The organism is Coxiella-like endosymbiont (genome assembly GCF_024730665.1).
Lineage (GTDB): Bacteria > Pseudomonadota > Gammaproteobacteria > Coxiellales > Coxiellaceae > Coxiella.
This window is the reverse complement of record NZ_CP084737.1, coordinates 617,183-631,971: the sequence shown is the minus strand read 5'-3', so window position 1 is coordinate 631,971 and position 14,789 is coordinate 617,183. Positions and strand designations below refer to the sequence as shown.

Here is a 14,789-nt window from a genome sequence, read left to right as displayed (position 1 = left end):
CCGATTGATGATGATTTGTTTTTGGGTATTACCGACGCTAAATTGTGCTTTGAAACAATTTAAAAACCATTTCTACGAGTCGATATTTTGCATTTAAATTATCAGTCACTGCGTTCTCATTAAATTTGAGAACATATGCAATACATATTGCCATAAGACGCTGTTTATTTTTCGGAGCGAGTAATATAATGCCATCAACAATTGCGAGAGCGATTCAGCCATTACTATCATCTTCAAAGGAATAAATGGTCATAAACCAAATGGGGGGGTTGTTTAATCACCAAGTTTTCTTGGTAAAGATTTGTAAACCACTGCAAAAAATAAGCAAAATTTCATAAATAGTGTATTTTTTCAGGCCGCAATGCGCTATATCCAATTTTATTGGGGTACTAGCGGGCAGAGACTGATTTTTTGCAGTGGTTTTCAATGCAGTCGGATTCCCTTAATATCCAATCCCGTTAATCTCGATTTTTTTGCTCTCTACCACACTTTCTATTAAGGTTTTTAAATATAATTGCTTCGCAAAATCCAAACCCACAGAGAATACATATCCAAGTAAGCGAGAGCAAGCGAAAAATGTCTTTATGTGGTGACATACCTTACATCAAAAGACCAATTCGAATTAAATTAACTTACAGATAGAATTGAGTTATTCTTTTCACTAGTTGATTATATAACTTCCTTATATTTTAAGATGTTTTTTGGCTCTTATCTCACGCACGCAGAGGCTGTGAATTCTACGCCGAATCATACTTTGGGAGCACGGAGACCTTCCCTTGCCCGCCTAGGAGATTTTGCGCATAATACTTAAAATGAGGGTGAGAGGTATGTATGATAGCTGAAATTGATATCCCTCCTTACGAAAATGCACGTGTGGTCGTTTATGGTGATTTAATGCTTGATCGTTATTGTTATGGGCAAGCAGGACGAATTTCTCCTGAAGCACCTGTCCCTGTAGTGAATGTGAGTAATAGTGAATCTCACCCAGGGGGTGCTGCAAATGTAGCTTTGAATGTGAGAGCACTTGGCGCGTCAGTGGTGTTAATCGGCTTGGTAGGCGATGATGGGGAAGCCAGAGAATTGGAGTCTCTGCTTGCTGCGCACTCTATTGATTGTCACTTTCATCGTGTGCCAAATTATTCCACGGTAACTAAGTTGCGGGTTCTTGTTCAAAATCAACAGCTTTTGCGGTTGGACTTTGAAAAACGTATAAAGAATTATCACGATAATCCTTTGATGATTCGGTATCGTGAGGCGCTGTCTAAAGCTCAAGTAGTGGTTTTTTCAGATTATGCCAAAGGGGCGCTCAATAATGTTTCAACTCTTATCAAAGGAGCCCGTGCAAAAGGATTGCCTGTATTGGTTGATCCCAAAGCTACTGACTTCACTTGTTATGAGGGGGCTACCCTCTTAACACCTAATTTAAGAGAATTTGAAGCGATTGTGGGTCACTGCCAAACAGAACAGGAAACTGAATTTAAAGCCCGTGCCCTTATTCAACGTCACCATTTTGAAGCTGTACTCATCACACGCGGCAAGCATGGAATACTTTTAATCCAGAAAGATAAACCAGCAATTAATTTAGCGACACACGCCCGTGAAGTTTATGATGTAACCGGAGCGGGCGACACCGTGATCTCAGTCATAGCAGCTTCATTGGCGTCAGGCTGCGATTTAGTACGAGCGGTGACGCTGGCTAATTTAGCAGCAGGATTAGCGGTCCGTAAGCTCGGGACTGCAACAGTCACTGTGCCGGAGTTACGACGCGCCTTGTGTCAAATCACCGGTTCACGCATCGGTGGTGGTATATTAACAGAAAGAGAGTTGTTGTTAGCTGTTTCGGATGCACATGCACATGGAGAAATTGTAGTAATGACTAATGGTTGTTTCGATATCTTGCATCCGGGCCACGTGCACTATTTAGAAGCTGCTAAAGTAATGGGCCATCGTTTAATTGTCGCTGTGAATGATGATCAATCGGTTACCCGTTTAAAAGGGGTAAAACGTCCTATAAATGCGTTGCACGTGCGTATGGCAGTTTTGGCTGCTTTGCGTGCGGTAGATTGGGTTGTGCCTTTTTCAGAAGATACCCCTGCTCGTTTAGTTAGAAAAGTGCTACCCGATATTTTAGTCAAAGGTAACGATTATCAACTTGATGAAATTGCGGGTGCTGATGCAGTGATTAAAAATGGCGGTCAGATACTAACTATCCCTCTTAAAAAGGGATTTTCGACATTTCAGTTAATTGAAAAAGTTAGAGGAGTAAGACATGAATGATTATTGTGACAGGTGCAGCAGGATTTATTGGGAGTAATTTGCTTAACGGTCTTAATAAAGCGAGTCGGGCGGATATTATTGTTGTTGATGATTTAACAGATGGAAGAAAATTTAAAAATTTAGCTGTTTCAAAGTATGCTGATTATCTGGATTATGAAGATTTCTTAAATCGAATTATCGCGGAGCAATCATTTGCCAAGTCTATTGAAGCAGTTTTTCATGAGGGTGCTTGTTCGCTGACTACAGAGTGGGACGGCCGCTACATGATGCGTAATAATTACGAATACTCTAAACATTTATTGCATTATTGCACAAAAAGAAAAATTCCTTTTATTTACGCCTCCAGTGCCGCCGTCTATGGGGGTAATCGTCAATTTGAGGAAACCAGTGATAATGAAATTCCTTTAAACGTTTATGGATATTCAAAATGGATTTTTGATCAATATTATTTGCAACAACGCAAACAAATTGCTTCTCAAGTGGTTGGATTACGTTACTTCAATGTATATGGTCCGCACGAACAGCATAAAGGCCACATGGCCAGTATGGCTTTTCATTTGATGAATCAGTTACAAGAAACAGGAATTGTCAGATTGTTTGAAGGTTCCGATGGCTGTCCTAATGGCGGACAATTTCGGGATTTCATCTCGATAGAAGATGTTGTCAAAATTAATTTATGGTTTATGGAACATACAGATATATCAGGCATTTTTAACGTCGGCACTGGAAAAGCACGAACATTTAATGCGTTAGCTGAAATATTAATTGAATTAAATAATAAAGGAAAAATTGAATACATCCCTTTCCCTGAAAAATTAAAAGGTGCTTACCAAATCTTCACCCAAGCCAATATTACCAAATTACGCAATAGTGGTTACTCAGAAGTATTCCTTACTCTCGAAGAGGGGTTGCGTCATTATTTTAATTGGATAAATTTAATGAAGAAAGCAACTGTTCGTTCATCGAATTCCGTATGCCAATTGTTCCAAACCTAAATTGGTATCTTTTCTCCGTTATACTAGTGAAGAAAATTACTAAGGGGTAAGTCCTGGAGTATATCCAGGTGCACAGCATGCCTCCATCAGAGAAAAGTGTGCCTCTAAATAATTTATATGTAAAAACGCCAGCATTGAAGGGCGGTGAGAATTTTAAAGTTTGGTCTTATCTAAATTTTCACCTCAATTTTTCATCTATAAGCACGAACATACTTCTGTGATAACCGCTAAATTTTTTTAAGAGTAGTAATAACAGCGTTAGCTATCGTGGTTGATCAGGTAAATTTAGCGGTATTTTCCTCGATGCCCAAGGTAATTACCAAATACTACTGTTTCCAAAAGAGGTAATTGCGTATAGCTTTAAAAGAAACTGGAAAGCGATTGTCTGAGAGATACAGATGCATTCTATGCATTAAGATAACTTCTTGCTAGATTTTCTCGCCATCCTGAAAATCCCTAAGAAGGATTCTTCAGCTTTATCTGCGTCGATTTTTGAAGGACCTTCTTTAGCAATGTAAAATGAGAGCTGTTAATTCACCAGCAAAGAAATAAAGTTAATCGACCGTTAAGCAATCTTTCCTTCCTCTGCCGATGAAATTGCTGCAAAAAGGATTCAGTTTGAGCAGGCTGGTCTATAAGAAGACTAACAGTGCCAGTATTCTTAACTTTTGGTAAATGACTAACTTAATCTGATAATTAGGCATATAATACCCAGATAAAGTTATTTTTAAATTATTATCTGAAATTCTAAATTTGCCTCAATTTTTGCCGGATTGCAACGAATCCTTGTGGTTGGTAACGATAAAGGATCACACAGTTTACAGATTTCTAATCTAGAATTTATAGGTGAGCATGTCACTGAAGTAGCCACAGAAGAGTGGCTAATCTCATTAAAAGTGTAGTGGAAAACAAAAAAAATTGATAATAGAAGAACTTATTCCTTCCCTGATAGAAGGGAAATTAATTACTATAGTTAAAAAGTGAAGTCGAAAAGAGTCAACTTTCAGAGACGATGTTAAGTAAAGCATGCAGATAACATTGTTCTTTGGAAAAAGTATTATTTTTCTGACTTTCTCGAATTATTTCTGCCATGATTTCTATCATTTAAATGTTCAACCTGATTTGGGTTTCGTCGATTTTATTTATCATTTTGATAATATCTTGAATGCCTTCAAGGCGGATGTGTATTAAACTTTCCAGTGAACTTAAATGTAAATCCACATGTAAAAAAGACTGGTTTCAGTCGTGTGATATTTTTAAGCTGATTTTCCGAATTATTAAATTATTGTTTAAGAAGCGCTGGTAGTGCTGATATTTTCGAGTGAGCATGTATGACTGTGTAATTGATTGTTATTCAAGCTGAGATTGAATCAAAAAATATTTATCATTTGATCGCTGTTCCTGATTATTTTTACTAACCAGTTTTATCCGGATATTCACACAAATCGTTAATTAAACAATCAGAACATTTTGGGCGTCGTGCCATGCAAATGTAACGTCCATGAATAACTAGCCAATGATGGGCGTCGACTAAATATTTTTGAGGAATAGCTCCCATCAATTTTTTTCAATTTCAAGCGGGGTTTTCCCATAGGCTAAGCCAATCCGTTTTGAAACCCGAAAAACATGCGTATCCACAGCAATTGTTTTTTGTCCAAAGGCTGTATTAAGAATAACATTAGCTGTTTTGCGGCCAATGCCTGGTAAAGCTTCTAAGTCTTCGCGCGTGTTTGGTATTTTGGAACCATGATTTTCAACTAAAATTTTGCAAGTTTTTATAATATTTTTAGCTTTAGAATTAAAAAGACCAATAGATTTAATATATTGTTTTAAACCCTCTTCTCCTAGTTCCAGGATTTTACGTGGCGTATTAGCAACTTTATATAATTCTTTCGTATATTTATTAACACTTATATCAGTCGCTTGTGCAGAAAGCATCACAGAAATCAATAATTCAAATTTAGAACGATAAATTAACTCTGAGACTGGCTCACTATTATGCGCTTTAAATCGACGAAAAATTTCTTCCAGCCGGGATTGATGCATCGCACTTTCCTTTTTTTTAACGCGCAAGACTGCAGCATGAATGGCAGCTTTCCGTGTTTCCACCGTCAGATTAGAAATTTTATTACTACGCTGTTCTGTTTTATCACGATTTAGTCTTTTTTGTCTATTTTCATAGCGTAAACGCCATTGCTGAGCGGAATGGTTTTTCTTCAATATTGTCGGTTGAATATCAATGCAATCGATAGGACATACGGGTAAACATAACTCACAACCAGTGCAGGCATCGCTAATGATGGTATGCATCTGTTTAGCAGCGCCTATAATCGCATCCGTTGGACAGGCTTGAATGCATTTCGTACACCCGATGCATTCATTTTCACGAATTACTGCAATTGCAGGTAATTTCGCTTTTCTTTCCATTTCGGGAATATAGGACGCTGGATCTAGATTAAGACATTCAGCTATCGCTACTAACTTTTCAACACCGCCAGGCAAGCAACGATTAATAGGTGCTTCATTTTTAGCAATTGCTTCAGCATAAGGCCGGCACGCGTCGTACTTACACAATCCACATTGTGTTTGAGGTAATAGTGCATCAATTTGATTAATTAACTTCTTGTTCATTGAATCAGCTTCGACATTGTATCTGGTAATATGCGTTGTAGTAAAGCTTCAAAAGTATTGATAGAGTGATTAAGTAAAGGTGTTTTTAGTGTTAACCAGTTAAGTTCACTATTTAAAAATAGTTCTGCTTTTTTCGCTGTCGCTGGTAATATTGGCTTTAAAAAAGTCGTCAACACCTTAAATAAATTGAGTCCTTGTGTACAGACTGCTTGCGCTTGTTTTTTGTAACCGACTTCTTTTGCCAATATCCACGGTTTTTTAGCATCAATGTATTGATTAGCACGATCGGCTAGCGCCATGATAGTCCTCACGGCTTTATTGTAATTTAATGATTCATAACATTCAGTAATAGTTTGCTTCGCTTTTATAAAAGCTTCATATAATTCTGGCTCTGGTAATTCAGAAGACAACTGACCATTGAATTTTTTAGTGATAAAACTTGCGCATCGACTCGCTAAATTAGCATATTTGCCTACAAGATCAGCATTTACGCGTTGTGCAAAATCCTCGAGATTTAAATTAATATCTTCTACTTGAGGACCTAACTTCGCTGCATAATAATAACGTAAATATTCAGGATTTAGGTGCTGCAAATAATGACGCGCTGTAATGAAGGTACCGCGAGATTTTGACATTTTTTGTCCGTTAATAGTTAAATAACCATGAACGTAAATAGCAGTGGGTAAGCGAAAGTTTGCTCCCGATAGCATTGCGGGCCAAAAAAGTGCGTGAAAATAAATAATATCCTTACCTATAAAATGATAAAGCTCTGTTGTGCTTTCTTTTTTCCAAAAATACTCAAAACCAATCACAGGACGCTTTTTCGAAAGATTTTTTAAACTCGCCATGTAACCAATAGGCGCGTCTAGCCAGACATAAAAATATTTATCAAGCGCTTCAGGGATTTTAAATCCAAAATAAGGCCCATCACGAGAAATGTCCCATGGTTTAAGCCCATCAGCAAGCCATTCTTTTAGTTTATTGGCCACTTGTGGTTGCAAATGACCTGAATTAATCCATCTTTTTAGTAAATCGGTATAATGATTTAACGAAAAGAAAAAGTGCTCGGAATCTTTTTCGATAGGTTTTGCTCCTGATAACCCAGAAACTGGATTAATTAATTCTGTCGGTCTGTAAATCGCGCCACAGGCTTCACAAACATCACCATATTGGTCTGGCGAGTCACAGCGGGGGCAAGTGCCCCGAATGAAGCGATCAGGAAGAAAAACTTCTTCTATCGGATCATACAATTGTGAAATCGTTTGAGTAAAAATATCTCCTTTTTCCTTAAGCCGTTTATAAATCAATTCAGAGAGTTCGCGATTCTCTGGCGAGTGGGTAGTATAAAAGTTGTCAAAGTCAATTAAGAAATCAGTAAAATCATTAACATGTTCTTGATGCATTTTGGCTACCAAAGCTTCAGGAGGAATGCCTTTTTTTTGGCTGAAATCATGATTGCTGTCCCATGTGCATCTTCCCCGCAAATAAAAAGAAGGCAATCGTTACCATAAAGGAGGCGTTGAAATCGCACCCAAATGTCTGCCTGAATATGCTCAACCATATGCCCAAGATGAATAGGCCCATTAGCATAGGGCAATGCAGCAGTAACTAGGATTTGTCGATTTTTTGTGTTCGTCATGGAGAAGACACTATACTTACTTTGAATTGAGTTTTCATCTTTTTCCACTAGATCCTAATTTTCCAGTCTGGTGGGTAAGGATATAGTTTTCGTGATATGATTTTCAAATCTACCCCTGAGTGAGAGATATGAGAGACAGTTATATCACCAGGGCCCCTTGTTTCGTGTTAGAATGAAAATCGCCAACCTTTTAGAATTTACTAAATCGGGCACGTAGAGGATAAGAATTTTCGGCTTCTGGTTTGTAAAGATAAGGTAGCGCAAATGTGTTACTCTTTGATATTGTGTATCTTAGTGACGAACTTCGTACCTTTCTGAGAATATCCACATAGGCAATAGCTCCTCTCTGTTATGAGAAAAGAAAAATCTGTAGAAGAAAAGAGCAAGTAGTCTTATCCTCACAAAGTTTTCTGATCCCTATGAAAGTCGGACAAGCGGGATTCGACCCCAAGGAATATAGTGCTGGACAGTGCTGTATTGGCTAGTGTATCGATTTTAAATCGGACTTCATTCAGATTGTGTGTGTCAGCAGCTACTAGCTCTATACAACAAAAAGCCAAGGATTCAAAAAACACCTACTCCACCCGAAAGGATGGATTTAAGCTCCAGGATAGGCTATTTTTTTTGAATGGAAAACCTATTCTACCACACGTTATACTCAAGTCTGCGTGTTTCTCTTATGAATATGTTCTACCAAGAAGGACTGGATTTGGGTCAACGAAGAGAGACATCACTCCTAGTAGTTGTTTGTGCAGATGGTTTGTTATCGTTATCGCCATTAGCTACTACTCATAGGATCCTTTGCATCGGAGTGAGATTATGTACTCAGTGAATGCCCTCAGGATTTCAGCGATGGCTGCTCTTCTTGGTCGATTTCATGGGGTATTGTATTATTGTTGGTGATCACTCACTTTCAACACCTTAATCCCTTAGAAGTTAGCAATCGTATGTTGTTTGCCTAATTCCTTTTTAACTCTTCTGTGATAAGAATCGAATATCAAATTTTTCTGACCTGTTCGAACCTTTTAAGGACTCTGAGTGCAACCTAGTATATAACCAACTAGGACTGTTTCTTTTGACTTGAGAAGTACTTCTTTCTAGTTAACTCTACTAATTCTTCAAACATCAGTCATTTTCACTATAAAAACGCTTCTTACTGATGTTCTTTTAAATATGAAAAGTCAGGAAGCCAATCTTGCTACGTAAAAGCATAGAGTATTTAGAAAATATTCACTTAAATCTTCTTATTAAAAAACCAACAAGTTGCATGAGTGATTAAGACGCGTTATCATCATGAACCTCAATTTGAGCTAGCCATTTAGGAACACGTCATGATTTCACGTCGAGATTGTGCTAACGCAATTCGCGCGTTGGCGATGGATGCCGTACAAAAAGCGAATTCAGGTCATCCAGGTATGCCAATGGGTATGGCTGATGTTGCTGAGGTTTTATGGCGGGATTTTCTAAAATTTAATCCGCAGAATCCAAAGTGGTCAAATCGCGATCGTTTTATCTTGTCCAATGGTCATGGGGCGATGTTGCAGTATGCGCTTTTGCATCTATCGGGTTTCAATCTTGCCATCGAAGATATTAAACAATTCCGCCAATTGCATTCTCCAACGCCAGGACATCCGGAATTTGGCCATACGCCAGGGGTAGAAGCTACTACCGGGCCCCTCGGACAAGGGCTGGCAAATGGTGTAGGAATGGCAATAGCTGAACAAATTTTGTCCGATACATTTAATCGAGAAGGATTCCTAATTGTCGACCATTATACCTACGTCTTTGCTGGAGATGGTGACTTGATGGAAGGTATCTCGCACGAAGCTTGCTCCCTTGCGGGGACGCTGGGGCTAGGTAAACTTACAGTGTTGTACGATGACAATGGTATTTCTATTGATGGCGAAGTGAGTGGCTGGTTTACAGATAACACGCCTCAACGTTTTGAGGCATATGGTTGGCACACCGTTCCAGGGGTTGATGGGCATGATCCAGACGCTATTTCTAAAGCCATTGAAGAAGCAAAAAATGTAATAGATAGGCCCACTTTAATTTGTTGTAAGACCATTATTGGGTATGGTGCTCCCATTTTAGCCGGTCAAGCTATTACCCATGGTGCACCATTGGGACAAGAGGAGCTCGCTGGTGTGCGACGAATTTTAAATTGGCCTTATCCGCCTTTTGAAGTTCCCACTGATATTTATGCTGCCTGGGATGCAAAAGAAAAAGGTAAAGCATATGAGGCTGAATGGGAAAAGCTTTTTGCGAAATATAGAAGACAACACCCAGAGCTGGCTCATGAATTTTTGCGACGACAAAAAAGAAATTACCCAAAACTTGGGAAGCGCAATGGAAAAAATTAATTTCAATCATACAAAAATCTAGAGAAAGTAACGCTACTCGTAAATCATCTTTAAAATGTTTAAATACTTTCGTTCATCTATTGCCAGAATTAATTGGTGGTTCAGCTGACTTGTCAGAATCTAATTGTACTAAATGGTCTGGCTCGGTTCTTCTCAGTAAGGAAAATCGCGGTGGCAATTACATCGAATATGGTGTACGCGAATTTGCAATGACGGCGGTTCTCAACGGAATAGCGCTGCATGGCGGTTTCATCCCTTTTGCTGGTACGTTTTTAACCTTTTCCGATTATGCACGTAGTGCACTGAGATTGGCAGCGATGGAAAAAGCGCAGGCTGTTTTCATCTACTCTCATGATTCAATTGGGCTTGGTGAAGACGGCCCAACGCATCAACCGATTGAACAATTGCCTTCACTGAGAATGATTCCTGGGTTGTATGTTTGGCGTCCTTGCGATGGAATAGAAACCGCGATAGCCTGGAAACAGATACTGGAACACCAAGGCCCAAGTTGTCTTTTGTTAACACGCCAAAAAGTAAATCACCAGGAACGGGATGAAAAACAAGTCTCGCTGATTAAAAAAGGGGTTACATTTTATGGGAGCCTAAAACAGATCCAATCATCATTTTAATAGCGACAGGTTCAGAAATCATAATTGCCATAGAAGCTGCAAAAATTATGAAGAAGCAAAATATTTCCGTACGAGTTGTATCCATGCCTTGTTGTGAATTATTTAAAAAACAAGATGCTAATTATCGCGAATCTGTCTTGCCTTCACGCATTACCAGACGTATTGCCATTGAAGCTGCTCAACCGGATTATTGGTATCAATTTGTCGGTTTTCAGGGGGATATCGTTGGGATTAATCGATTCGGCTCCTCAGCCCCGTGGGAAGTCGTTTATAGGAAATATGGTTTTACTCCAGAACACGTTGTCAAAAAAATTAGTAATCAGTTAATGAGGAGAACAGCATGACTTTCAATATCGCGATTAATGGTTATGGTCGTATTGGGCGAAATATTTTGCGAGCATTGTATGAATCTAGAAAGCATAAAGATCTAAAAATTATTGCGATCAATGACTTGGGTAATGTTAATATTAATCCATATCTAACTAAATATGATAGTGTGCATGGTCGATTTCCTGGTTCAGTTCGTGTCGATAGCAATCGTTTAGTGATTAATAGCGACAAAATTGAAGTATATGCTATTAGAAATCCAGCAGAATTACCATGGCGAAATCTTAACATAGATCTGGTTCTTGAATGCACGGGTTTGTTTGCCAGCAAAGAAAAAGCAGAAGCACATTTAAAGGCAGGTGCTAAAAAGGTTTTGATTTCAGCTCCAGCAGGTAACGATGTCAAAACCATTGTATTTGGGGTTAATGAAAAAATTATTACTAGAGAAGATAAAATTATTTCAAATGCTTCATGTACGACGAATTGCTTAGCGCCGCTCGTTAAAATTTTAAATGATGAAATTTGTATTGAACGTGGTTTAATGGTGACTGTGCATTCGTACACTAATGATCAAAACCTTACGGATAGTTATCATAAAGATTTGTATCGCGCTCGTGCCGCGACACAGTCCATGATTCCCACTAAAACAGGTGCAGCTGCGGCAGTGGGTTTAGTGTTGCCGGAATTAGACGGGAAGCTTGGCGGCTATGCCATTCGTGTACCAACAATCAACGTGTCTGTTATCGATTTTACTTTCGATGCAAGAAAATCGGTCAGTGTTTCTGAGGTCAACGCTATTATGCAAAAAGCAGCTGAAGATAGAATGAAAGGTATTCTCGGTTACAGCGATGAGCCATTAGTTTCGATTGACTTTAATCACAATGCACATTCTTCTGTCTTTGACGCCGGGCAAACACGAATCATTAACAAGCTAATTAAAGTTGTCTCATGGTACGATAACGAATGGGGGTTTTCTAATCGGATGCTCGATACAGCTCAAGCATTTTTGAATGTTTAACATCGTCACTTTAGTGTAAATAGCTTCTTGCATTTTACAACTATCGTTTATCGCGGATTTACTTTCTGCTACCCTGGTGGTGGCTTCTCCGTATTGTATCTGGGCGACAAGGGATAGGAATTAAGAGGAGTGCCAGATGAATGAAAATACTGAGTGCGGGGAATGATTAAATTTCTGATGATGTCCGATATCGATCTTATTTATCGACGCGTGTTGATTCGTGAGGATTTAAATGTACCAATGGAAACAGGAAAAATTACGAATGATAAAAGGATCATTTTGGCGTTGCCTACTATTGAACAAGCGCTTGAGGCGAAAGCGCGTGTAATGGTGTTATCGCATTTGGGGAGGCCAGAAGAAGGAAAATATGATGCGGCATTTTCATTAGCACCAGTGGCTGATTTATTAAGTAAAAAATTAAACCGCCCTGTAATACAGGTTAAACATTGGTTAGACGGGGTAAACATTGAACCAGGCGCTGTGGTGCTTTGTGAAAACGTTCGATTTAATCGAGGGGAAAACGAAAACGATTCTGGGCTTGCTAAACGAATCGCAAGATTATGTGATGTTTTTGTTATGGATGCTTTCGCCACAGCACATCGTGAACAAGCTTCAACTGTGGGGGTGGCGCAATATGCCCCTATCGCGTGCGCCGGTCCTTTGCTGGTTTCGGAAGTTAAAGCATTATCGCGAGCGTTTAAAAATCCTAAAAAACCGCTGGTTGCCATTGTTGGTGGATCCAAAGTTTCGACTAAAATTCAATTATTAGAAAATTTGTTAGATAAGGTCGATCAGCTCATTGTTGGAGGCGGTGTAGCGAATACTTTTTAAAAGCTCAAGGTTATCCGATTGGTAGATCTCTTTGCGAAGATAATTCGCTGGAGATTGCGAAACAGTTTTGGAAAAAAGCAAAAGAAAAAAATGTTTCTGTTCCTTTGCCTGTTGATGTGATTGTTGCAAAAGCATTATTAAAAGATGCTAAACCACGAGCAACGTCTATTGAGGCTGTTGCAGAGAATGAATCTATTTTTGATGTAGGTCCAAAAACCAGAGGGGGATACGCTAAATTAATGTCACAAGCAGGTACTATTGTGTGGAATGGACCGGTGGGTGTTTTTGAAATCGCAGGTTTTAGTCGCGGCACTCATGCATTAGCCAAAGCGATCGCCCAAAGCAAAGCTTATTCTATTGCCGGTGGTGGAGACACTTTAGCAGCATTGGATAAATTCAATCTCACGAATCAATTATCCCATATTAGCACAGCAGGAGGCGCTTTTTTGAAATTTTTAGAAGGAAAAATGTTGCCAGCGATTCAAATTTTAGCAGAACGAGCAAAATATTTATGAGTAAAAATAATAATTATATGTTGCGTCGCACTAAAATTATTGCGACGTTAGGTCCTGCAACAGATAAATCTTTCTTACTTGAAGAAATTATTCACGAAGGCGTTGATATCGTTCGGTTAAATTTTTCTCATGATACTCATGAAAAACATAAAAAGCGCATTGAAATGGTACGTGAAGCGGCTAAAAGACAAGAGCGTATTATCGGAATTTTAGCAGATTTGCAAGGTCCTAAAATTCGCGTTTCAAGCTTTAAGATAAGAAAAATTAATTTAAAAAAAGGAGAGCAATTTATTTTAGATGCGGGATTACTTCCTGATGAAGGGACGGAAAAGAGCGTTGGCATTGATTATAAAAATTTGCCGAAAGATGTAAAGGCTGGAGATGTTTTATTACTGGATGATGGTCGACTTAAATTAATTGTCCAAAAAGTTGAAGGCGATAAAATCATTTGTCATGTTTCTGTAGGAGGTGAACTTTCTAACCATAAAGGGATTAATCGATTAAGTGGAGGTCTTTCCGCCGCATCGATGACAGAAAAAGATATCGACGATTTAAAATTCGCATTAAGCCTTGACGTAGATTATATTGCAATTTCCTTTCCGCGTGATGCAGAGGATATTTTAAAAGCCAAACATTTAATTCAAAGACACAAAGGAGCGGCTGGCATTATTGCAAAAATAGAACGGGCGGATGCGATTAAAAATATTGATGCAATTATCGAAGCAAGCGATGGAGTGATGGTAGCACGTGGCGATCTAGCCGTTGAAATCGGAGACGCGGAAGTGCCTCTTGTACAAAAAGATATTATTCATCGCGCACGTTCATTAGATAAACCGGTCATTATTGCAACACAAATGATGGAATCGATGATTCATGCCACAGTACCAACTCGCGCTGAAGTGTCTGACGTTGCCAACGCGGTGCTGGATAACACGGATGCTGTGATGCTGTCAGCAGAAACTGCAGTGGGTGATTATCCCACCTTAGTGGTAGCAGCGATGGCGCGAACATGCATGGTTGCGGAATCGCAACCAAGTTCGCACGTTTCCGGTCATCGTGTTGAATGCCGCTTCAAGCGGATCGATGAAGCCATTGCGATGGTGACCATGTATACGGCGAATCATTTAGATATCAAGGCGATTGTGGCGTTAACAGAATCAGGAATTACGACGCTCTGGATGTCGCGTATTCGCACAGCAATTCCTATCTATGCACTAAGCCGATTTGATAAATCGCTTGGTCGAATCACGCTTTATCGCGGCGTTTATCCCATGAAATTTGACCCGACTCAATATACGCGGGAAGAAGTCAACGTGAAAGCTATTGAAGTAATGGAAAAACAAGCTTTATTGCAAGAAGGTGATTTGGTAATTCTAACAAAAGGTGATTACATGGGCATAGGTGGTGGCTCGAATGCTATGAAGATCGTGGTAGTTGGAAAGGTTGTGTAAGGGCTATTTTAATCTACTGTAAGCAAGCCACATTTGATTGTAGGTAAGTTATTGTGGAGGCTAAAGTTATCCGATATATAGGAAAATGATATACGGTTGTGCTTTTTAAAGGT

General features: G+C 39.1%; 4 protein-coding genes and 5 pseudogenes. 6 read left to right on the top strand and 3 right to left on the bottom strand.

The genetic code is table 11. From position 1 onward, the window contains the following. The first annotated feature begins 831 nt into the window (after positions 1-831). Positions 832-2,277: a bifunctional D-glycero-beta-D-manno-heptose-7-phosphate kinase/D-glycero-beta-D-manno-heptose 1-phosphate adenylyltransferase HldE gene (hldE, locus tag LG660_RS02710; RefSeq protein ID WP_258267198.1), complete on the top strand. Its 1,446-nt coding sequence runs from the start codon at positions 832-834 to the stop codon at positions 2,275-2,277. After that, positions 2,274-3,272, top strand: coding sequence for an ADP-glyceromanno-heptose 6-epimerase (gene rfaD / locus LG660_RS02705; protein WP_258267197.1), 999 nt, complete (start codon positions 2,274-2,276; stop codon positions 3,270-3,272). The genes hldE and rfaD overlap by 4 nt, the downstream gene beginning before the upstream one ends. Before the next feature lie 1,414 nt (positions 3,273-4,686). Here rfaD and nth read toward each other — a convergent pair. The 3 pseudogenes from nth to metG form a co-directional block, all read right to left on the bottom strand. After that, positions 4,687-5,318 (bottom strand): annotated as a pseudogene (gene nth / locus LG660_RS02700) (endonuclease III). A 159-nt stretch (positions 5,319-5,477) separates the two neighbouring features. Further along, positions 5,478-5,903 (bottom strand): annotated as a pseudogene (locus LG660_RS02695) (RnfABCDGE type electron transport complex subunit B); the annotation flags it as partial. Continuing rightward, positions 5,900-7,542 (bottom strand): annotated as a pseudogene (gene metG / locus LG660_RS02690) (methionine--tRNA ligase). The pseudogenes LG660_RS02695 and metG, both read right to left, overlap by 4 nt. A 1,331-nt stretch (positions 7,543-8,873) precedes the next feature. Between metG and tkt the strand changes: the two are divergent. The 4 genes and pseudogenes from tkt to pyk all read left to right on the top strand — a co-directional run bounded on the left by tkt (position 8,874) and on the right by pyk (position 14,676). Further along, a pseudogene (gene tkt, locus LG660_RS02685) lies at positions 8,874-10,878 on the top strand (transketolase). After that, positions 10,875-11,879, top strand: coding sequence for a type I glyceraldehyde-3-phosphate dehydrogenase (gene gap / locus LG660_RS02680; protein WP_258267196.1), 1,005 nt, complete (start codon positions 10,875-10,877; stop codon positions 11,877-11,879). Before tkt ends, gap begins: the two are co-directional and overlap by 4 nt. 165 nt (positions 11,880-12,044) lie before the next feature. Further along, positions 12,045-13,225: pseudogene (locus LG660_RS02675) on the top strand (phosphoglycerate kinase). Continuing rightward, a complete protein-coding gene (gene pyk, locus LG660_RS02670; protein WP_258267195.1) occupies positions 13,222-14,676 on the top strand; it encodes a pyruvate kinase in 1,455 nt (484 codons plus the stop codon). The pseudogene LG660_RS02675 and the gene pyk overlap by 4 nt, the downstream one beginning before the upstream one ends. Positions 14,677-14,789 lie beyond the last annotated feature (113 nt).